22 protein-coding genes are annotated in these 20,206 nt (G+C 47.4%); 9 read left to right on the forward strand and 13 right to left on the reverse strand.

Annotation, left to right across the window (positions count from 1 at the left end; translation table 11 throughout):
* Window position 1: 1 nt before the first annotated feature.
* Entirely contained in the window at window positions 2-2,392 is a 2,391-nt protein-coding gene (locus NSQ39_RS16235; RefSeq protein ID WP_341015962.1) for a 3-hydroxyacyl-CoA dehydrogenase/enoyl-CoA hydratase family protein, read from the reverse strand.
* A gap of 212 nt (window positions 2,393-2,604) precedes the next feature.
* On the opposite strand from NSQ39_RS16235, the gene NSQ39_RS16240 reads away from it, so the two are divergent.
* From NSQ39_RS16240 to NSQ39_RS16250, 3 genes are read left to right on the forward strand one after another with little or no spacing between them, the layout of a single operon-like run.
* Window positions 2,605-2,766 (forward strand): YuzL family protein, encoded by a 162-nt coding sequence (locus NSQ39_RS16240; RefSeq protein ID WP_082094071.1) that lies wholly within the window; start codon window positions 2,605-2,607, stop codon window positions 2,764-2,766.
* A gap of 28 nt (window positions 2,767-2,794) precedes the next feature.
* Entirely contained in the window at window positions 2,795-3,046 is a 252-nt protein-coding gene (locus tag NSQ39_RS16245; protein WP_175075452.1) for a hypothetical protein, read from the forward strand.
* Window positions 3,047-3,059: 13 nt separating this feature from the next.
* Window positions 3,060-3,401 (forward strand): spore coat protein, encoded by a 342-nt coding sequence (locus tag NSQ39_RS16250; protein ID WP_046130211.1) that lies wholly within the window; start codon window positions 3,060-3,062, stop codon window positions 3,399-3,401.
* A gap of 28 nt (window positions 3,402-3,429) precedes the next feature.
* On the opposite strand, the gene NSQ39_RS16255 is transcribed toward NSQ39_RS16250, so the two are convergent.
* The 5 genes from NSQ39_RS16255 to NSQ39_RS16275 are packed head-to-tail and all read right to left on the reverse strand — an operon-like array spanning window position 3,430 to window position 7,309.
* Window positions 3,430-3,681 carry a YusU family protein gene (locus NSQ39_RS16255; RefSeq protein ID WP_175075453.1) on the reverse strand — a complete coding sequence of 84 codons (252 nt, stop codon included), beginning with the start codon at window positions 3,679-3,681 and terminating at the stop codon, window positions 3,430-3,432.
* The gene (locus NSQ39_RS16260) at window positions 3,681-4,427 is read right to left on the reverse strand and encodes an IucA/IucC family C-terminal-domain containing protein (protein WP_175075454.1); all 747 of its coding nucleotides are present in this window, start codon (window positions 4,425-4,427) and stop codon (window positions 3,681-3,683) included. The genes NSQ39_RS16255 and NSQ39_RS16260 overlap by 1 nt, the downstream gene beginning before the upstream one ends.
* Window positions 4,420-5,238, reverse strand: a complete 819-nt coding sequence (locus tag NSQ39_RS16265; protein WP_046130214.1) for an ABC transporter ATP-binding protein — start codon at window positions 5,236-5,238, stop codon at window positions 4,420-4,422. The genes NSQ39_RS16260 and NSQ39_RS16265 overlap by 8 nt, the downstream gene beginning before the upstream one ends.
* A 17-nt stretch (window positions 5,239-5,255) precedes the next feature.
* Window positions 5,256-6,311 carry a FecCD family ABC transporter permease gene (locus tag NSQ39_RS16270; protein ID WP_175075455.1) on the reverse strand — a complete coding sequence of 352 codons (1,056 nt, stop codon included), beginning with the start codon at window positions 6,309-6,311 and terminating at the stop codon, window positions 5,256-5,258.
* On the reverse strand, window positions 6,308-7,309 hold the full coding sequence (locus tag NSQ39_RS16275; protein WP_046130216.1) for a FecCD family ABC transporter permease: 1,002 nt from the start codon (window positions 7,307-7,309) through the stop codon (window positions 6,308-6,310). The genes NSQ39_RS16270 and NSQ39_RS16275 overlap by 4 nt, the downstream gene beginning before the upstream one ends.
* Before the next feature lie 151 nt (window positions 7,310-7,460).
* On the opposite strand from NSQ39_RS16275, the gene NSQ39_RS16280 reads away from it, so the two are divergent.
* Entirely contained in the window at window positions 7,461-8,438 is a 978-nt protein-coding gene (locus NSQ39_RS16280; protein WP_175075456.1) for an ABC transporter substrate-binding protein, read from the forward strand.
* A gap of 66 nt (window positions 8,439-8,504) precedes the next feature.
* Here the strand turns inward: NSQ39_RS16280 and NSQ39_RS16285 are convergent, their stop codons facing one another.
* From NSQ39_RS16285 to NSQ39_RS16295, 3 genes are all read right to left on the reverse strand, one after another.
* Window positions 8,505-8,954 carry a YusW family protein gene (locus NSQ39_RS16285; RefSeq protein WP_046130218.1) on the reverse strand — a complete coding sequence of 150 codons (450 nt, stop codon included), beginning with the start codon at window positions 8,952-8,954 and terminating at the stop codon, window positions 8,505-8,507.
* A gap of 81 nt (window positions 8,955-9,035) precedes the next feature.
* On the reverse strand, window positions 9,036-10,814 hold the full coding sequence (locus tag NSQ39_RS16290) for a M3 family oligoendopeptidase (RefSeq protein ID WP_175075457.1): 1,779 nt from the start codon (window positions 10,812-10,814) through the stop codon (window positions 9,036-9,038).
* Window positions 10,815-10,893: 79 nt separating this feature from the next.
* On the reverse strand, window positions 10,894-12,042 hold the full coding sequence (locus NSQ39_RS16295; protein ID WP_175075458.1) for a D-alanyl-D-alanine carboxypeptidase family protein: 1,149 nt from the start codon (window positions 12,040-12,042) through the stop codon (window positions 10,894-10,896).
* 111 nt (window positions 12,043-12,153) lie between these two features.
* Between NSQ39_RS16295 and NSQ39_RS16300 the strand changes: the two genes are divergently transcribed.
* The gene (locus NSQ39_RS16300; RefSeq protein ID WP_175075459.1) at window positions 12,154-13,011 is read left to right on the forward strand and encodes an SDR family oxidoreductase; all 858 of its coding nucleotides are present in this window, start codon (window positions 12,154-12,156) and stop codon (window positions 13,009-13,011) included.
* Between the two features lie 77 nt (window positions 13,012-13,088).
* Entirely contained in the window at window positions 13,089-13,553 is a 465-nt protein-coding gene (locus NSQ39_RS16305; protein WP_046130222.1) for a Dps family protein, read from the forward strand.
* Between the two features lie 39 nt (window positions 13,554-13,592).
* Here NSQ39_RS16305 and NSQ39_RS16310 read toward each other — a convergent pair whose 3' ends face one another.
* Entirely contained in the window at window positions 13,593-14,963 is a 1,371-nt protein-coding gene (locus NSQ39_RS16310) for a S1C family serine protease (RefSeq protein WP_175075460.1), read from the reverse strand.
* A gap of 239 nt (window positions 14,964-15,202) precedes the next feature.
* Between NSQ39_RS16310 and NSQ39_RS16315 the strand changes: the two genes are divergently transcribed.
* Both NSQ39_RS16315 and NSQ39_RS16320 read left to right on the forward strand, forming a co-directional pair.
* Entirely contained in the window at window positions 15,203-15,877 is a 675-nt protein-coding gene (locus tag NSQ39_RS16315; RefSeq protein WP_046129259.1) for a response regulator transcription factor, read from the forward strand.
* A complete protein-coding gene (locus NSQ39_RS16320) occupies window positions 15,874-17,214 on the forward strand; it encodes a sensor histidine kinase (RefSeq protein ID WP_046129258.1) in 1,341 nt (446 codons plus the stop codon). The genes NSQ39_RS16315 and NSQ39_RS16320 overlap by 4 nt, the downstream gene beginning before the upstream one ends.
* Before the next feature lie 27 nt (window positions 17,215-17,241).
* Here NSQ39_RS16320 and spxO read toward each other — a convergent pair whose 3' ends face one another.
* The gene (gene spxO / locus NSQ39_RS16325; protein ID WP_099047121.1) at window positions 17,242-17,406 is read right to left on the reverse strand and encodes an anti-adapter protein SpxO; all 165 of its coding nucleotides are present in this window, start codon (window positions 17,404-17,406) and stop codon (window positions 17,242-17,244) included.
* Window positions 17,407-17,593: 187 nt separating this feature from the next.
* Here spxO and NSQ39_RS16330 point away from each other — a divergent pair, with 187 nt between their 5' ends.
* The gene (locus NSQ39_RS16330) at window positions 17,594-18,463 is read left to right on the forward strand and encodes a TetR/AcrR family transcriptional regulator (protein ID WP_046129270.1); all 870 of its coding nucleotides are present in this window, start codon (window positions 17,594-17,596) and stop codon (window positions 18,461-18,463) included.
* A 57-nt stretch (window positions 18,464-18,520) separates the two neighbouring features.
* On the opposite strand, the gene fumC is transcribed toward NSQ39_RS16330, so the two are convergent.
* Together fumC and NSQ39_RS16340 are read right to left on the reverse strand one after the other, a co-directional pair.
* On the reverse strand, window positions 18,521-19,909 hold the full coding sequence (fumC, locus tag NSQ39_RS16335) for a class II fumarate hydratase (protein ID WP_046129257.1): 1,389 nt from the start codon (window positions 19,907-19,909) through the stop codon (window positions 18,521-18,523).
* A 77-nt stretch (window positions 19,910-19,986) separates the two neighbouring features.
* Window positions 19,987-20,154 (reverse strand): YvzF family protein, encoded by a 168-nt coding sequence (locus tag NSQ39_RS16340; protein WP_082094023.1) that lies wholly within the window; start codon window positions 20,152-20,154, stop codon window positions 19,987-19,989.
* Window positions 20,155-20,206 lie beyond the last annotated feature (52 nt).

Genomic DNA, 20,206 nt, shown 5'->3' on the forward strand with positions numbered 1-20,206 from the left:
CCTAATTACGCAAAGGTTTGCCTTTTACAAGCATATGCTGCATTCTCGCCTGGGACTTCGGTTCACCCACAAGACTCAGAAAAGCTTCTCTTTCCAGATCGAGCAAATATTCTTCGGAAACTTCCGCGCCAAACGGGACCCTTCCGCCGGCAATGACGAACGCCAGCTTTTTCGCGATTTTCATATCATGATCCGATATCGCCCCGGACAGCTTCAATGCTTCCGCACCGAGGAGGAGCGCGGCGTAGCCTGTTTCTCCGACGACCCGGACGTTTTCCTTGACCGGAGGACGATAGCCGTTTTCATAGAGCGTCAGGACAAGCGATTTTGCATCATACAAAAGATGATCCTGGTTCATGCTGATTTGATCCTGCACCGTCAATATATTTAATTCCTTCGCTTCTTGCGCAGATGTCGACGTTTTCGCCAGCGCAATCGTTTCGAACGTGTGATTTGCCGCTTGCTGTATGTCAGCCCCGGCTCCTTTAGGAACCCCTTTGAAATGGTTCAAGTAAAGCTCTTTGTTGCCGCCTCCCCCGGGGATCAGGCCGACTCCTGTTTCTACAAGGCCCATATACGTTTCGCTCGATGCCTGTACGCGTGCAGCCGGAAGGCACAGCTCCGTTCCTCCGCCGAGCGTCATGCCGAACGGAGCGGCGACAACCGGCTTGGAACTGTATTTTACTTTCATCATCGTCTCCTGAAACTTGCGGATGATCATATCAATTTCAACATAATTTTCGTCCTGGGCTTCCATAAGCATCATCGCCAGATTGGCGCCGACGCAGAAATTTTTGCGCTGATTGCCGATGACAAGCCCTTTATAATTGGCATCCGCTTCATCGAGCGCAGCATTCAGCATTTGGATAATATCAAAGCCGATCGCATTGCTTTTTGAATGGAATTCCAGCAGTGCGACATCATCGCCCAAATCTATTAAGCTGGCGCCGCTGTTTTTCTTGATGACGCCCTTTGTCTCCTTGATGGCAGACAGATGGATGTTTTTCTTATTTTCGTGAAGCGCCCGATATTCGCCGCTCTTCATATCATAGAAAAACGTTTTTCCATTTTCCCGAAGGTAAAATGACTCATGCCCTTTATCGAGCATCTCTTTGACCCAATCCGCAATCTGCCAGCCGCCGGCCTCAAGCTTCTCAACCGAAGCTTTCACACCGATGCTGTCCCACATTTCGAAAGGTCCTTCAGACCAGCCGAACCCCCATTTCATTGCCTGGTCGACAGCCGTTATGCTGTCGGCGATTTCGCCTGTCAGGGCCGCCGAATACACAAGGGTGGGCGCCGTTATATTCCACAGCAGGGCCCCGGCCCGGTCATCAGAGTAAACAAGCGCTTTCATTCTTGCCCCGTATCCTTTGACCTGCTTTGCCGCTTCAAGTCCAGGCGTTTTTAATTTTTTGCGTTTTCCGTATGTCATCGTCATCGGATCGAGCTCAAAAATGTCTTTTCCTTCTTTTTTATAAAAGCCTTGTTTTGCTTTGCTGCCGATCCAGCCGTTTTCAAGCATTTTTTCAATGAACTCCGGCAGCCGGAAAACCTTTTGTTCTTCTCCTTCAACCTGGTCGTACACGTTTTTGGCTACGTGTGAAAACGTATCAAGACCGACGACATCCAGCGTTCTGAATGTCGCGCTTTTCGGCCGTCCGATGAGAGGGCCTGTTATGGAGTCCACTTCGCCTACAGAATAGCCGCCTTTCAGCATCTCCTGGACCGTCACGAGAAGTCCGTACGTTCCGATGCGGTTAGCGATAAAATTCGGCGTGTCTTTCGCTTCAACGACCCCTTTGCCAAGCACATTTTCCCCGAACGTTTTCATAAACGAAAGAACGTCAGGATCGGTTTCTTCTATCGGAATGATCTCAAGCAGCTTTAAATAACGGGCCGGATTGAAAAAGTGGGTGCCCAGAAAGTGCCTTTTGAAATCGTCTGACTTTCCTTCGGCCATTTGCTTGACGGAAATTCCCGATGTGTTGCTGCTGACAATGCTTCCTTGTTTTCTGTACTGATCGACTTTGGCAAACACCTGCTTTTTGATGTCCAGGTTTTCAACAACGACTTCGATAATCCAGTCAGCCTCTTTTATCATTTCAAAATCGTCTTCCATGTTTCCCGTACGAATATAGCCGATGTTTTTTTTGGAAGTCAGCGGAGCCGGCTTTTGCTTCAGCAGCCTTTCGGCGGCCGTTCTCGCCAGCCGGTTGCGAACGTCCGGGTCTTGAAGGGTGCGGCCTTTTTTCGCTTCTTCTTCGGTTAATTTACGCGGAACCATATCGAGCATTAACACAGGAATGCCGATGTTGGCTAAATGAGCCGCGATTCCCGATCCCATGACCCCTGATCCTAAAACTGCGGCTTTTCGAATATGCTTGACCATGAATGATCCTCCCTCACCTTTTTTGAATGAACACTCATTCATTTTTACTCCAAAAAAATAAACTCCCCTGTCTTCTTCCATCTTAAAAGATTTTGGAAATGAGTTCAATAGTCTTGATGGAAAATGTCAGAAATTTTTTCATGGTGCAGGCAACTCCGCATCTTACATGTTTCACCGCTTTTAGGACACGCTTATACAGAGGAGGTGAAGGCATGGTACGCGAAAGAAAGAACCCTTCTTCTGCTGCAGTCAGCGCCGCAAGCATGAAAGGAAGCGCAGGGCCTGATTACAAAAAAGAAGATGCGGGCGGCAAACGGACAAGCCAGAATCAGCAGTATAAAAAACATAATATGGATGGTCCAGAAGAACATTGAAAACAATATTTAAAAAGGAGGCATCACTATGCAGAAGCAGCAGGGAATGGCAGCACCGCCACCCGTGATTTCGACGAAGGATCATTTGTATTTGCAGGATATGCTGAACTGGAACTTGCTTGCGATGAAAAAAGCTCATTTTATGGCGGAGCAGTGTCAGGATCAGTCGCTCAAAGCAGAGCTTGATCGTGTCGGTCAAATGCACCACAGCCACTACAACGCGATCCTCAACCATCTTCGTCAAGGGCAGAACGATAATCCTTCAGGGTATATGCAATAGGAGGGGGCAAAACATGAACCAGCAAAACCAGCAGAAAATCGGCAACCAGGAAACACCGGTTCCAAAAACGAGTGCAATGAATGACAGGGATTTTGTCAATGAGTTGTTGACAACCGAAAAATATATCACTTCCGCATACTCCACAGCGTTGAATGAACTTAGCCATGAATCGCTTTATAAGGGAATCCAGACCCTTTTCAATGAAGCGCAAAACGCGCAGCGGAGATTATACGAGGTGATGTTTCAAAACGGCTGGTACAAAGTGGAGGCGGAAGACGGGCAAAAGATCCAGCAGACATACCAGCAGTTTCAGGCAGATCTTCAAAGCCAGTCGCCTTATCAGCAAAACCAATAAGCAGAGATCCTCGGGGAGATTTCTCTGCTTATTTTTCCCGATTGGCGCGATGCGCTTCATTCATGTTTTTGATGCTTTGGATTACTTCTTTTATCCCCTGCTTTGCATCCGGATATGCTTGATTCCAATGCTTTGCAAGCGGGGGCATGCTTTTTGCGATATGCGTATAAATGATCCACATCTTCACCTGCTCCTGAAGCTCTTCATCCGTCTCTCCTAAAAGCAGCTCCGTATATTTTTCAACTAATCCGTCAAGCTGCTCCCGAAGCTTCTGCTCCATCATGACACCCTTTCTTTTTGCTTTTTTCTCGGGCATGTACTGCAGGTTGCGCCGCTTTTGTCCGTTGCATAATACAAGCAGAAGGTTGAGCGGGTCTGTTCCGCGTCTTGCCCTTGATAAAACTTTGCTAGCGGATTTTCACATACGTCTGTTCCAAAAAGGTCCGGCTCTGCTTCATACAATATGTAGTAAAAATCCTGTTCCGCCCGTTTTTTCAGTTCCTGATCGGAAATTTCCGTCTGCAGTGTTTCATACATCCAAAACAGATAAACCGCAATATTTTCCCAGAGAATCTTTTTTGAAATCGAGCATGCCTGAAAACAGGCGGTTATCAGCTTATCCACATGATGTTTAAAAACGCCTTCCGTCAGTTTTTCAAGCTCCTGCCTGCGGTTTTCTTGAACGATTTCCGCTTCATGTTCAAAGTAAAACGACGGCGCCCACCCTTGGCCTCCGTCGTCAATTTCCCATGACATCAAGGAAGGATCAGCCGGCAAACGTTTTCCGCAAACGGTAAAAAGGTAAAAATGAAGCGCCGTCATCATCCCGCAGCGTTTCATCATTAAAGAAGCGGCGACTTTCTCATTCGGGGCGTTGAGCCCGCCTTTCATCTTCCCCAGATACCGCTTTAAAAAACCGGCATGTAAAAGCCGGTCACCTTTTACAGACAATAAGGAGCCGGTCCGCTTCGTTCCCAGGCCGAAACGAAGCAAAGACTCAAGCTCCTTTTCTGTTAAATTAAGCATGGGACTCAACCACCTGCTGAACGATGCATCTTCCCCTGCCGTACGGAATACAGTGCGGCGTGCCGAAAAGCGGGTCTCTCGTCACTTCGCAGTCCATTTCAAATACATCCTGCACAAGCTGGCAGTTGATGATCGATTCAGGCCTGCCTTCCGCGTAGATCTGCTTATTCTTGATGGCCACCAAATGATGAGCATAGCGGCAGGCGAGGTTCAAATCGTGGAGCACCATCACAATTGTACGCTTTTCGGTTTCATTTAATTCAAAAAGCAGGTCAAGAATTTCGATTTGATGGGTCATATCCAAATATGTCGTCGGTTCGTCCAGCAAAATGATGTCCGTTTCCTGGGCGAGCGTCATCGCGATCCAGGCGCGCTGGCGCTGGCCGCCTGACAACGAATCGACCGTGCGCTCTGCGAGCTCTTCCATTCTTGTCGCTTTTAATGCTTTATTAACGGCTTCTTCATCTTCTGCCGACCATTGCTTCAGCCAGTTTTGGTAAGGATATCTTCCCTGTTTGACGAGCTGGAGAACCGTCAAGCCTTCCGGGGCTGCGGGTCCTTGAGGTAGAATGGCCAGCTCTTTCGCAACCTCTTTTGTCGGAAGCTTGGCGATCGATTTTCCCTCCAGCAGCACGGAACCGCCCTTTGGCTTCATCAAACGTGCGAGAGACCGAAGGAGAGTTGATTTACCGCAGCCGTTGCTGCCGATAAATACAGTGATTTCACCTTTTGGTATCGTTAAGTTTAACTCATCAATAATGATCGTTTCTCCATAACCTAAGCTTAACGTTTCTGTTGAAATGGCACTCATGAATGAAATCTCTCCTTTTATTGGTTTCTGCTTTTATACAGCAAGTAGATAAAGTAAGGGGCGCCGATCGCGGCTGTGAATACGCCGGCTGGGACTTCAACGGGAGAAAACAGCGTTCTGCCGATGAGATCAGCCGTCAGCACAAGCAATCCGCCGATCAGCGATGCGACCGGCAAGAGGGCGCCAAATGAAGAGCCGACAAGCCGTCTTGCGATATGAGGCGCCATCAGGCCGACAAATCCGACGGTTCCGGCAAAAGCGACAGCAATTCCGGCAAGAGCAGTGCTGAGCAGAAGGAGCAGGAAGCGGTTCCGCTGAACGGAGCTCCCCGCACCCGTCGCCAATTCTTCCCCGAGCGTCTGAATGTTGACGCTTCTGGCAGCTGCAGCGCATACCAGCAAAAGAATGAGCGCCGCCGGGATTAAAAAGTGCACATCCTGCCAGTTCGATCCATATACTGATCCGGTAATCCAAACATTTGCCTGCGACATTCTGTATATTGGACCTTTCATCATAAACAGCGTCGTCAAAGACTGGGCCAGCATCGAAAAACCGATGCCGATCAATATAAGCCGAAAAGTCGAGGCGCCGTTTTTATAAGACAGAGAATAAACGAGCATTCCAGCCAAAGCCGCACCGATAAACGCGGCGACAGGGAGCCAGCCGATGCTGACGGTCAGCGCGCCAGTGCCGTCGGAAAACAGCATGAGAAACAAGACAACGGGTACAGCTGCTCCGCCCGTAACGCCGATGACGTCGGGCGATGCAAGCGGGTTGCGGATCAGTCCTTGAAGAACGGCACCGGACGCAGCCAGACAGATTCCCGCAAACAAGGCGACCAAAATCCTCGGCATCCTGAATGACATGATAATCAACTCATCCGCAGGATCACCGACGCCAAAAAACGTCCGCATGACGGTGCCCGGTGATATAAACCGTTCGCCGACACCTGCGCTGACTACGACGGCAAACACGGTAACCAGCAATAAAACGATAAGTGAAAACAGCGCTTTTTTGCCGATCAAAAAGGAAACGCCGCCTTTTCCGATCCGAAGTGTACGGTAATTTTTCAATTTTGGAACCCCCTTCTCGCTATGTACACAAAAATGGGGATTCCAATGATTGAAGTCATGACACCGACCGGCACCTCTTCAGGCATGATCAGATACCTCGCGCCGATATCGGCGGTGACGAGCAAAATCGCACCCAGCACGGCGCAATAAGGAAGCACCCAGCGATGGTCATGGCCGACGATGTATTTCGCAAAATGAGGAATCACAATGCCGATAAAACCGATCGGTCCGGCAACCGCCACCGATCCGCCGGCAAGCAGAATGATCGACAGCGCCATCAGCGCTTTGATCAGCCACGTCTTTTGCCCGAGGCTTTTGGCCACGTCCTCTCCCATTGTCAAAATATTAATCTTGGAACCCAGCAAAAAGCTGATCATGAACGCCGGCACGATGTACGGCAGGACAGAGGTCAGCAGACTGAGGTCGCGTCCTTGCACAGATCCGGCGAGCCAAAAGATCGCCTGCTCTAAAGCCGCTTCATTGACTGACAGCATTCCCTGCGTCAATGAAGAAAACAATGCCGTCATTGCCGCTCCGGCAAGAGTCAGCTTCACAGGAGTCAAGCCTTCCCTTCCGAGTGAGCCGATAAAATAGACGGCTGAAGCAGCAAATGCTGCGCCCAAAAACGAAATCCACGCTATCGCCTGAAGCGAACCGACATGAAAGAAAAACAGAGCGCCGACCACGAAAAAGCCGGCTCCGCCGTTTATGCCGAATATCCCGGGTGATGCGAGGGGATTTTTCGTCATCGCCTGCATCAAAGCCCCGGCAACGCCGAGTGAAGCGCCTACAACTGCGGCGATCAGGGCGCGCGGCAAACGCACGTTTTGTATGACGAGGTGCTCGTTTGAACCGTTAAAATCGGTAAACGCTTTATAGGCCGTCGTCCAGGACGTATTGGTATAGCCATAGACGATGCTTGAGCAAACAGCGGCGATTAAAATCAAAATGAAAGCCAGTAGTGCGATCGTTCTATATCTATTTGTCGTAAAGAGCATATTTCAATTCTCCTACTTTAACTCCACAATCTACTCATTATTGTATCAGATTACACTGATCTTGAAAATCATTTTCAATTAACAATTGACAAAATTCTTCGTCAAAATTAAGATCAGAATGAAAATGATTTTCACTCTAAGGAGGACGCGCATGAAAAAGTGGTTAATGATTGGATTCACTTCTCTGTTAACGCTTTCAATCCTTGCTGCATGCAGCGGCGGCAACCAAAAGGACTCGTCAGGCGGTAAAAGCAAGGATACGATAACCGTAAAACACGCGATGGGCACTGAGACTAAAGTTCCGGCCAATCCCAAAAGGGTCGTCGTACTGACAAATGAAGGAACGGAAGCGCTGCTTGAACTCGGGATTAAGCCGGTCGGCGCGGTCAAATCGTGGACGGGCGATCCATGGTACAGCCACATCAAAGATGAGATGAAAGGCGTTAAAGAAGTCGGGCTCGAAGGCCAGCCGAATATCGAAGCGATCGCCGAACTGAAGCCTGATTTAATCATCGGGAATAAAATGAGGCAGGAAAAAATTTATGACAAGCTGAGCCAAATCGCGCCTACGGTTTTCTCCGAAACGCTCCGCGGCGAATGGAAAGACAACTTCTCGCTCTATGCGAAAGCGGTCAACAAAGAGGCTAAAGGAAAAGAAGTGTTAAAGGACTTTGATAAACGCGTCAGCGACTTAAGCGAAAAGCTCGGCGACAAGAAAAAGAAACGGGTTTCCGTCATCAGATTTATGGCCGGCCAATCGAGGATTTATTATGAAGACTCATTCCCGGGAATCATTTTGAAACAGCTTGGCTTCGATTTCCCGGACAAGCAGAAAATGCTGTTTGAAAAGCAAAAAGACAAATTTGCTTTTATGACCGAAAGCAAAGAATCGATTCCGGAAATGGACGGGGATGTCCTGTTTTATTTCACATATCAGCCGGCTGAAAGCAAAAAAGACGCGCTCACATGGCAACACGATTGGACGAGCGATCCGCTTTGGAAAAAGCTGAATGCCGTTAAATCAGGAAATGCGCACGAAGTAGACGATGCCATCTGGACGACGGCCGGCGGCGTAAAAGCGGCAAACCTGTTTCTCGATGACATCGAAACATATTTTCTCAAATCGTAAAGACATTCACAGCCGAACGGCGAATGCAAACCGAAAGGAGCATCCCTCATAAGAGAGGATGCTCCTTTACGATTTGCCGATATATACTTTTGACGTTCCGTCGGGCCATGTCACCTTCAGCTGAAACCGGTCATATCCTTCATCAAGGTTAAATGCCTCCAGCACATTGCGAATGACTGCCGATTCTTTTTCAGATTTGGACACCGGGAGTTCACTTAACACCATTTTCATTTCATTTAAGGCTTCCTCCCCTTCACGGTCCGCATCATTCAATTTGTCTTTGATTTCAGCTTCTTCGTGCTCCTTTTTCTGGTATCTTGCTTCAAATGTATTGTGTTTTCCGTCCCCGTAGTTTACCTTCAGCGCAAACAAATCGAACGGTACGCTTTTTACATCTGAAACGGGCGCATCTTCTATAGCCGCCTTCCGGCCCTCCGGATATGCCCCGGGCGCCGCCTGGCAGCCGGTTAGCAAAACGATGAGCACAGCAATCGTGGCCATCCGAAATACGTTCATACAGTTTCATCTCCTATATGCACATTATTCTTAGCTATATCCACGTTTGCTGTAACTCATTCAATAAGAGGACGGCTCTTTTTACGTCAGGGCCAAAAATTGTTCTGCATCACGGACGGCAAGGGCGATGGCTTCTTCCCAGAAATTGCGCTTTGTCAAATCGGCGCCGAGATGTTTCATTGCCAGATCTTCTACCGTCATGGAAGCCGTATCCTTTAAAAGCGCGATATATTTTTCTTCAAACGCCTGCCCTTCTTTCAGCGCCCTTGAATAGATGCCGAGCGAGAACAGATAGCCGAACGTATACGGAAAATTATAAAACGGGATGGACGTAATATAAAAATGCAGCTTTGAAGCCCAAAAATACAGATGGTACTCGCCAAGCGCCCCGCAGAATGCTTCCCTTTGAGCCTCTTCCATGAGCTCGTTCAATCTGCCGGCGGAAACGACGCCGTTTTTGCGCTCTTCATAAAATCGGGTTTCAAATAAAAACCTTGCGTGTATATTCATGAAAAAGGCGACGCTGCGCTGAATTTTATCCTCAAGGAGGACGAGTTTTTCTTCCTCTGAATCAGCCTGTTGCAAAGCGGCATCGGCTGTGATCATCTCCGCAAAGGTTGAAGCGGTTTCCGCCACATTCATCGCATACGCCCTGTTCATCGGCCTTACGTCCATTATGACTTCCTGATGAAAAGCATGGCCTAGCTCATGGGCGAGGGTTGACACGTTAGAGGCGCTTCCGGAATAAGTCATAAAAATTCTCGATTGGCGGCTGTCCGGAAAGTTGGCGCAAAAGCCGCCAGGCCGTTTGCCTCCTCTGTTTTCCGCCTCAATCCATCTGTCTTTGAACGCTTTTTCTGCAAATGAAGAAAGCGTTTTGCCAAACGTTTCAAACTGCTCGGTAATAAAATTGGCCGCCTCGTCATATGAATATTCCTTTGCAGCCGAACCGAGCGGTGCATCGACATCAAACCAGTCCAGCTTCTTCAAACCGAGAAGGGAAGCCTTCCGCTTGAGATAATCGACAAACGGCTGCTTATGGTCGATAATGACCTGCCACATCGCATCAAGGGTTTCCCGTTTCATCCGGTTGATTTCAAGCGGCTCCTTCAGCACATCTTCCCAGCCTCTCGCCTCGTACACATTCAGCCTGAAACCAGCCAGATGATTGAGCGTGCTGCTGAAAAGGTCTGCGTGCTGCTCCCATGCATGGTCAAGATTTTTGGATACGGATTTGCGGATCTTCCTGTCCGGCTTGGATGTCAGGTTGTTCGCCTGCCCGACCGAGAGGATTTTCGTTTCTCCGTCCTCTTCATAAGGAATCTGGATTTGGCCGATGATGCTGTTGTATAAATCTCCCCACGCATGATATCCGTCGACGGCAAGGCCTTCGATCAGCGATTCCTGATTTGCGCCGAGCTTTTCTTTCACCCTCGATCTTCTCTCATTTAAAACAAAAGCGATGTCTGAACAATCATTGAGAACCTTTTCCCAAAGGGCTTCATTTATAGCGGCAAGCTTGTTGTCGAAAATGACCAGAACCTTTTGGAAATCCGCATTCAGCCGGGTTACTTCAAAATTGAGGGCGTTCGCTTTTAAATCTGTCATGTTCTGTGCTTGCAGACAGCCGACATATGCGTTTGACTGCCTGATTTTCACATCGATCGTCTCAAAAAGTTCGATCGCGTCTTTTATTCTGCCGGACTCCGCTTTCGCTCCGTCCAAAGCAGTGGCTTTCTCCTTAAAAGAAGAAATCAAGGTTTTAATCTCCTTTAAATATGCTTGAAAAGCCGGGGAATCGCTTCCCCCTTTAAAAAAGACGTCGAGATCCCACGTATCCTTAAGATGCTGTAAAGCCATGACCAGTCCCCCTTTTTTCGTAATGATTCCATTATAAGATAAATTTACCTGCACGGGTAAAAAAAGACGGCTCCAGCTTCTAAAGCCGCCGCAGCCGTTTCACCGCATAGCTTGTTGTGATAAGCCCAAATAGCCCGAGCAAAAACAGGAACAATCCGGCGCTTAGCGGCTGTTCATCCCGTGCGCCTGCAATGCCGCCGGTTCGGTCATCGCCTTCAGGTTTTTCAGCGATTTGCAGGGAGCGAATCAGTCTGCCGTCTTCCCCTTCAATTTTCAGGGCTCCGTCGCTTCCCAGCTTTTCCTTCAGCGCTTCCCCCTTCTTTTTCGTAACAAATAAAGGCTCCGTCAGCTTATGCCGTACGCCGTCTTGATCTGTGAACTGTCTGCCCTTTTCGTATGCAACCGTTTCAAAGCCGCTGAATCCTTTATCCAGCAGCGTTTTTGTGTCATCGTACATCGTCTTTTGATCATCGGCCTTCATCACAACGGCGATCAAGTGAAGCTCACCGCGCGCGGCCGTCGTCACAAGCGTATGCTTTGATTCATTCACAAATCCGTTTTTTCCCCCTGTAATCCCTTTGTACGGAATTTCTCCGGTGAGCATCCGGTGATGGTTTTTCAGCGTCGTATCCCACGTCTTGCCGTGCCAGGCTGTCTCCTTTTCTGAAAAAAGCACCCGAAACGTCTCGTTTTTCATGGCATATGCCGTGATTTTCGCCATGTCTGCGGCTGTCGTGTAATGATTTTTGTCAAACAGCCCGTGAGGATTCGTGAAATGTGTATCGACCGCGCCGGCCCGCTCTGCAACAAAGGCGTTCAAATCGCCGGCAAACCGTTCAACGCTTCCGCTCATGTGTTCAGCGATCGCCGTTCCGGCATCGTTTCCGGAATTCATCAGCAGCCCCTGAAGCAGCGTCCTTAGCGGGACGATTTCCCCTTTCTCCAAATAAACGCTTGTCCCTTCCGTTTCAGCAGCTTTTTTGCTGATTTTAACATTATCCTTCAAATTTCCTTTCTCAATCGCATAAATCGCCGTGGCGATTTTTGTGATGCTGGCCGGATACATTTTTTTGCGGCTGTTTTTTTCATAAATGGCCTGTCCCGACTTCTCATCGATCAAAATAGCGGAAACGCTTTTCATGTGCTTTTCGGCGGCTTTTGCCGAACCATGAAAAAACAGTGCCGGGCATAGTACAATAAGAAGCAGGAAGGTTAATTTGACGTCCATCGTCTCACCTTGCTTTACTTTTTTGAAAAATAGGTCTTTAAAATTTTAGCAACGATTTATTTCCCCCTGCAAGGGGTATTAGTCAATAAGCATTCGAACGGAGGAACTTCATTGAAAAATAAAACTGCAATCGTAACAGGGGCAAGCAGCGGAATCGGACTGCTGACCGCTTTGAAGCTCGCCGGCACGCATTTTGTCATTGCGGCGGTGAGACATCCCGAAAAAGCCGAAGCATTAAAACAACAGATTACAGCCCACAATGCCGAAACTTCAATTGCGGTGATGGAGCTGGATGTAACAAAAGAACAATCGGTCGCATCATTCTCAGACAAGCTGAAGGAGTACGGAGCAGTTGATCTTCTCGTCAACAATGCGGGAACGGCTTACGGAGGATTTACCGAAGATTTGTCATTGTCCGATTACCGCAACCAATATGAAACAAATGTGTTCGGCCTCATCGCAGTGACCAAAGCCGTCCTCCCTCATATGAAAAAAAACGCCGGGGCAAAAATCATCAATGTCAGCAGTATAAGCGGACGGATCGCTTTTCCGGCTTTCTCGCCTTACGCTTCTTCAAAACACGCGGTTGAAGGATTTTCCGAAAGCCTTCGCCTTGAGCTCAGACCTTTCGGCATTGACGTTGCCGTCGTTGAGCCGGGCTCATACCGGACGGGAATTTGGGATACCTCCTTGACGGAGCACGTCGCTTTCCCTAAGCCTGATTCGAAATACGGCCCATACTTTGAACGAATCTCAGCCTACATCGCCGACAGCCGGAGCGATTACGGAAACCCGGAAGAAGTGGCAGGGCTGATCGGCAGTCTCGCTTTGAAAAAGCGGCTGAAAAAACTCCGTTATCCGATCGGCAAAGGCGTCCGCCTGCTGATCTTTTTGCATTCTTTCCTACCGTGGCGTTTTTGGGAGCGGGCCGTCAGCAAAAAGCTCGATCAAAAATGTTATTTAAAATAATTATAATTTAGTATTGATTTTAATTTTATATTCGTTATAATGTAATTAACAAATGAAAAACACGAGGAGGAAATTACATGATCTCTCAACAATTAAAACAGCAAAATCCGGTACTTGAAAACTCAATAAACACGAATTTGTCAAACTGGTTCATCCTCTATACGAAGCTTCACCGCTTTCACTGGTATGTAAAAGGACCGCAGTTCTTCACGCTTCACGAAAAATTCGAAGAACTTTACAACCATGCTGCAGAAACGGCCGATGTTGTCGCTGAACGATTATTAGCTATCGGCGGACAGCCGCTCGCATCAATGAAAGAATACCTTGATCACGGCACCATCTCAGAGGCAGGCACAGAAAAAACGGCGTCTGACATGGTTTCCGCGCTTGTCAGCGATTACCGCCAAATCCGCAAGGAAATCGAACATATTATCGGGCTTGCGGAAGAAAAATCAGACAATGCCACCGCTGACCTTTATATCGGCTTAACTGAGGAAATTGATAAACAAATTTGGATGCTTTCTTCATTTTTGGGTGAATAACAAAAAAGCCATGGCAAACAGCTGCCATGGCTTTCAATATTATGATTTGCTTTCCGTAAGCTTTGCTTTCAGCGTTTTTTCTTTTCCTTTTCTCAGAACCTCAAACGAGACCGTATCTCCCGCTTTCGCTTCGGTGTATAAAATCTTCCTCAAATCAGAAGTCGCTTCAATGCTTTTACCGTTCATTTTCACAATGACGTCACCGGCTTTCATTCCTGCGTCAGCAGCCGGCGATCCAGGCGAGACTTTGTCGACGTACACGCCTTTATTCAGCTGGTCGCCAAAGAGGCCGAGCGTATTTTGCTGGTATTGCTCAGGAACCTGCTGCATATCGATCATTTGAACGCCTAAAAACGGCCGTACGACTTTTCCTTTGTCCAGCAGCTGATCGACGATCGGCTCAACGTCATTGCTCGGAATGGCAAAACCAAGCGATTCAACGCCGGTTTGGCTGATCTTTAAGCTGTTGATGCCGATGACCTGCCCGCTGCTGTTGATCAAAGGTCCGCCGCTGTTCCCCGGATTAATCGCGGCATCTGTCTGAAGGACATTCATATCCCACTTCCCTTCAGACGTCGACACTTCGATCGTCCGGTTGACGCCGCTGATGATTCCTTCTGTAACCGTTCGCGAAAATTGCAGGCCGAGAGGATTCCCGATCGCGATTACTTTTTCGCCGGCGCGCAATTTTGAGGAATCTCCGAAACTTGCAACCTTATCAATCCCTTTGCTGCTAATCTCCAAAACAGCCAAGTCTGTTAAGGCATCGCTGCCGATGATTTTCGCATCCGTCGTTTTCCCGTTGTATAAAGAGATGGTCACCTTTGTGGCCCCTTCAACAACATGGTTGTTCGTGATGATGTAAGCTTTTTTTCCGTCTTTTTTAAAGATGACGCCTGATCCTGTTCCGCTTTCTTCCACGTCATCATCTGAAAAACCGAAGCTCGTTTGAATATTGGAAACCCCGACGATCGTCGACTCCAAATCCTCAACCATATCCGGAACATTATCGGCATCTGTCACGGGCTTTGTCGAAAAATTTTGCGATTGTTTCGGTTCCGTCTGGCTTTCGTTGACGGCATCGTTATGTTTATCGACCGGCAGATACGGCGAAATGCCGAGGACGAGGCCGCCCCCGATGATGCCTCCCAAAATCGGGCTCAGCCATGAAGCCTTGCGCCGCTTTTCTTTTGCCGTTCTTGTTTCCTTTGCGTTTTCCAATGCTGCCGCCGTTTCTTTATACATATTATCTGACTGTTCATCTGTATCCTGTTTCATAATCAGCTCGGGCTTCTTTATCGGCTGCTCCGGTTCTTGCGCTTCGGAACTTGCCGTTTGCGGTATTTTCGCCTCTTCTTGCAATGGCTGTTCATTTTCTCTTTTGCGTTCGTCATCGCGTCTAACATCCATAAGCGTACACTTCCTTTGTTTTTCTTATCTTCAACTACCCGAAAATGGCAGAAAGCTTTAACACGCGCAAAAAAGAGACACCCGGCCTTATATTTTCACAATTACAATTTTCCTTTCTTCCCTTATCAGCATCCTAGCCAAACATTGTGGGATAAAAATGAAAAGAATATGTGAAATTATGAAAATCGACCAGACTTATGTTAAAACTAGTATAATGACGTAGAAAGGATGTGAACCCCTTGTCATACACCATTTATCTAGTTGAAGATGAAGAGAATTTAAATGAACTGCTGACGAAGTATTTAGAGAGTGAAGGCTGGCATGTCACGTCTTTTCTAAACGGTGAAAGCGCCAGACAGCACATCGGCCAGTCACCTCATTTATGGATTCTCGATATTATGTTACCAGATATCGACGGCTATGCGCTAATAAAAGAAATAAAAAATGCAGATCCCGACGTCCCGGTCATCTTCATTTCAGCCCGTGATGCGGACATCGACAGAGTGCTCGGTCTTGAACTGGGCAGCAGCGATTATATATCAAAGCCTTTTCTTCCGCGGGAGCTGATCATCCGCGTTCAAAAGCTTCTTAAGCTGATCTATAAAGAAGACGCGCCGGATCATAAAAAAGGGTTGTCCGTTGCCAAGTACCAGGTGTTCGAAAGCTTGAGGGAAGTGTATGAAGATGACAGGAAGATTAGTCTGACGTCAAAGGAATTCGATCTGCTGCTCCTTTTCATGAACAATCAGGGCCGGGCCTTCTCAAGGGAAGATATTCTGACACATGTCTGGGGAGAGGATTACTTCGGAACAGACCGCGTCGTTGACGATCTGGTCAGAAGGCTGCGCAAAAAAATGCCTGATCTGAAAGTAGAAACCATTTACGGATTTGGATACAGGATGTTGAAATCATGAAAAATAAATCGCTCGCCTTCCAAATCTGGACGGTCATCTGCGGAATTCTATTAACCGTTTCGATTTTGCTGATGTTTCTTTTTTCTAACACATTACGCAACTTTTTTACGAATGAGATCTACACAAACATTGAAAACGAACAGCACGTCCTGACACAATACGGATTTTCCGACTCGCCCGACAGAGGCTTTGGTGGAAACTCGCGAAGCGCAAACCGCTATGTCCAGCACGTCCTGCTGCCTGAAAAGGGAGCCGTCTATCAAAATCCGCAAATTCTGCCGGACTCCTTTATCTCAAAAGTGCAGAAACTGGCGAAAAAACAGCCCTCATCATCCAAAAGGTATTCGGAGACCGTCAACGGCCAGCACATCTTCTTTGTCCTGAAAAAAATCAGCACCCAGGACGAGACGTTTCTTTTATTGTCCTATGCGCTTGATTCCTATCGGGACGACTTATCATACACGCTGTTTAAACAGCTTTTTTTCATTCTTGCCGTCGTCATTCTGCTGAGCTGGATTCCGTCCATATGGCTGGCGAAATATTTGTCAAGGCCGCTGGTCACACTGGAAAAACACGTCAAGCGGATTTCCAAACAGGACTGGGATGATCCGGTCATCGTCGACAGGGAAGACGAAATCGGAAAGCTCGCCCATACCATTGAGGACATGCGCCAAAAGCTGATTCAAAAAGATGAAACAGAGCGCACGCTTCTGCAAAACATCTCACATGACTTGAAAACGCCCGTCATGGTCATCCGCGGCTATACACAGTCGATCAAAGACGGCATTTATCCTAAAGGAGACCTTGAAAATACGATTCAAGTCATCGAAGGCGAAGCTGAAAAGCTTGAAAAGAAGATTAAAGATCTGCTTTACCTGACGAAGCTGGATTATTTATTAAAACAGGAAAGACATTACGGAACGTTTAATATTCGAGAGGTCATTGAAGAAGTGGTCGAACGTTTAAGATGGTCTAAAAAAGAGCTTGACTGGAAGATTGATCTTGAAGAGGAAACAGTAATGACTGGTGATCAGGAACAATGGAGCAAGCTGTTGGAAAACGTCCTTGAAAACCAAATCCGCTATGCGGAAACGTTCATCGAAATCACCGTCAAATCGACGAAAAAACAGATCATGATCACGATTAGAAATGATGGACCACACATCGAAGAAGAGATGCTTTCGAGCCTGTACGAGCCTTTTAATAAAGGGAAGAAAGGCGAATTCGGCATCGGACTCAGCATCGTTAAACGAATTTTGACGCTCCATCATGCCGATATGACCATTCGGAATGATCAAACAGGCGTATGTTACTCAATATCCGTTCCAAGAAATTAGACTGTAGTTTCAGCTGCAGTCTTTTTTCTATATAAACGAATAGCCGTTAAAATCGCGGTAATTCGGTTTAACCGCTTTCTTCGGCTGCTTTAGCCATTTCTTTTCCGTCAGTATGTGTTTAGGGTATTTGACCTTGTCCACTTTAATGCCCCGGCTGCGCAGTCGGCTGATCATTTCATCGATTTCTTTCAACAAACTTCACCCTTTCTCAGCATATTTTTGACCACTCGGTCACCTTACTTTATAATATAAATAATATCAAACAAAAAAACAAGTTACAATCTAGTTAAAAATTTAACGGGACAAAAGAATTGACCCGCCAGTCAGACCGTGCGCCCGCAAAAAACGGAGGCGGCAACCTTTCGGGAAGGTGAAAGACGTGAAACAAAAAGAGAAAGCCATTATTGAAACAGCGATTAAACTTTTTGCCAAAAAAGGCTATAATTCAACTTCAGTTCAAGAAATTGCGAAGGAATGCCAAATCTCAAAAGGCGCTTTTTACATCTATTTCAAATCGAAGGAAGCGCTTCTCCTTTCGGTGCTTCACTATTACTATGACAAAGTGTTTACGCGCATCCATAAAATTCAGACGGAAAATGACAACCCTCGCGATGCTTACCGAAAGCAGCTCATCGTTTTTTTTGAAAATATTCTCGAACATAAAGAGTTTATTCAGATGCAATTCGTGGAACGGCCGCTTCCTGTGAATGGAGAAATTGAAGCGTTTGCCAAAAAAATGCGCTCGGCCACCCTCAGGCTCCATATCGAAAACATCCGGAACATATACGGAAAGGACATCGATCCGTACAGCGCCGAGCTGTGCTTTATGATCAGCGGAATGAGCGAAGTCTATCTTGAATTGATGATTTTGCTGCATCACTCTTTTGATCTGCATACGCTTGCCGGACATATATTGAACCGCCTCGATGATCTTGCGAATGGGATGATGAAGCGGAAAGAAAAATCCCTGATTTCCATCGAAAAAGCGGACGAGTGGTTCGGCCCGTTTTATACGTTCGATCCCCTGAAAGAAGCGCTCATTAAAGAAATGCGGATCAAAGCGGACAAACACTTTAACGGCTCTCCCCCGGGCGATCTGACGGAAAGCCTTGACATACTGGAGGACGAGCTGAAGAAACGGCAGCCGAAAAATGCGATCATCAAAGGAATGCTGCTGAATATAAAGGAATGTGAAGCGCTTCGTAAAGAAGCGGACAAGCTCGACCGCCTTGTCAAAAGGTCTTCCTGAATTCCGTGCGGCCGGCAGGAACAGGAAAAACGGCCGCAATTGTGCGGCCGTTTTCGTTTATGCTTTAGGCTTGACCATTTCTTCCGGTTTGACTACTTCGTCAAACTGCTCTTCTGTCAACAGATTGAGCTTAAGGGCGGCTTCTTTCAGCGTCAGCCCTTCTTTATGGGCAAGCTTCGCGATTTTTGCTGCATTTTCGTAGCCGATGTGCGGGTTTAAAGCCGTAACTAACATCAGCGAATTGGTCAGGTTCTTTTGAATCGTCTCACGATGAGGCTCAATGCCCACTGCACATTTATCGTGGAAAGAGTTCATGCCGTCAGCGAGAAGCTGGACCGATTGAAGGAAATTGTAAATGATCACTGGCTTGAATACGTTTAATTCAAAGTTGCCCTGACTTGCCGCGAATCCGATCGTCGCGTCATTCCCCATGATCTGTGATGCCACCATTGTCAGCGCTTCGCTTTGTGTAGGGTTAACCTTACCCGGCATAATGGAGCTTCCCGGCTCATTTTCAGGAATCGTCAGCTCGCCGATTCCGCAGCGCGGCCCGCTTGCAAGCCATCTGACATCATTGGCGATTTTCATCAGATCCGCCGCAAGCGCTTTTAGTGCGCCGTGAACGTGTGTCAGTTCATCATGGCTTGTCAGCGCATGAAATTTATTAGGCGAGCTTCTGAACGTCTGACCTGTCAGGCTGCTGATTTCTTCGGCCACAGCGGCCCCGAATTTTGGATGGGCGTTGATTCCTGTTCCGACTGCGGTTCCTCCGATAGCGAGTTCGCGGATTTTTTCCGTGGCTTCTAGAATCATTTCTTTTGAGCGGTCAAGCATGTAGACCCAGCCGCTGATCTCCTGTCCGAGCGTGAGCGGTGTCGCATCCTGCAAGTGGGTGCGGCCGATTTTCACGATATCCTGAAACGCTTCCGCTTTTTCATTCAGCGTGTTTCTCAGGCGGTCGATCGCCGGTACCAGCTTGTCGTAAACAGCTAAAACGGCTGCGACGTGCATCGCCGTCGGGAACGTATCGTTGGAGCTTTGGCTGCGGTTGACATCATCGTTCGGATGAATTTTCAAGCTTGAGCCTTTTTCCTGCAAATATGCAGTTCCCCTGTTCGCCACCACTTCGTTCATGTTCATGTTGCTCTGCGTTCCGCTTCCCGTCTGCCACACGACAAGAGGAAAGTGGCTGTCGTATTTTCCTTCTAAAATATCATCGCAGACGGAAACGATCGCTTCTGCCTTTTCCTTTTCGAGATTTCCTAGCTTTTCATTCGCAAGAGCAGCGCTCCTTTTCAAAATTGCAAACGCATACACAATTTCCTGCGGCATTTTCTCAGATCCGATTTTGAAGTTCTCCTTGCTTCTCTGCGTTTGGGCTCCCCAAAACTTGTCGGCAGGTACCTTGACTTCACCCATCGTATCTTTTTCAATTCTGTAATCCACTATGTATCCCTTCCTTCTCTAGTCTACCTCTTACTTTCGATAAAACTTAAAAAAACCCTCTTATTTAAATTTTAGCTTTATTTTAATTTTAGCTCAATATAAACACGCGAATCTTTTTTGTATTTATATTTAGGGTTTGTCTTTCCGTACTCCTTTGATACATATGACACGTCATAATGTTTGGAAAAAGAGCGGATGATGCTTTCGATTTCATCCTGCTTCCCCGTTAATCTGATTTGCGCCAACTGCCTCACTCCGTCTCTGTTGTAATGAAAATTTCGCCAAACACTACTGTAA

The organism is Bacillus sp. FSL W8-0848 (genome assembly GCF_038007805.1).
In the GTDB taxonomy this organism is placed as follows: Bacteria; Bacillota; Bacilli; order Bacillales; family Bacillaceae; genus Bacillus; species Bacillus glycinifermentans.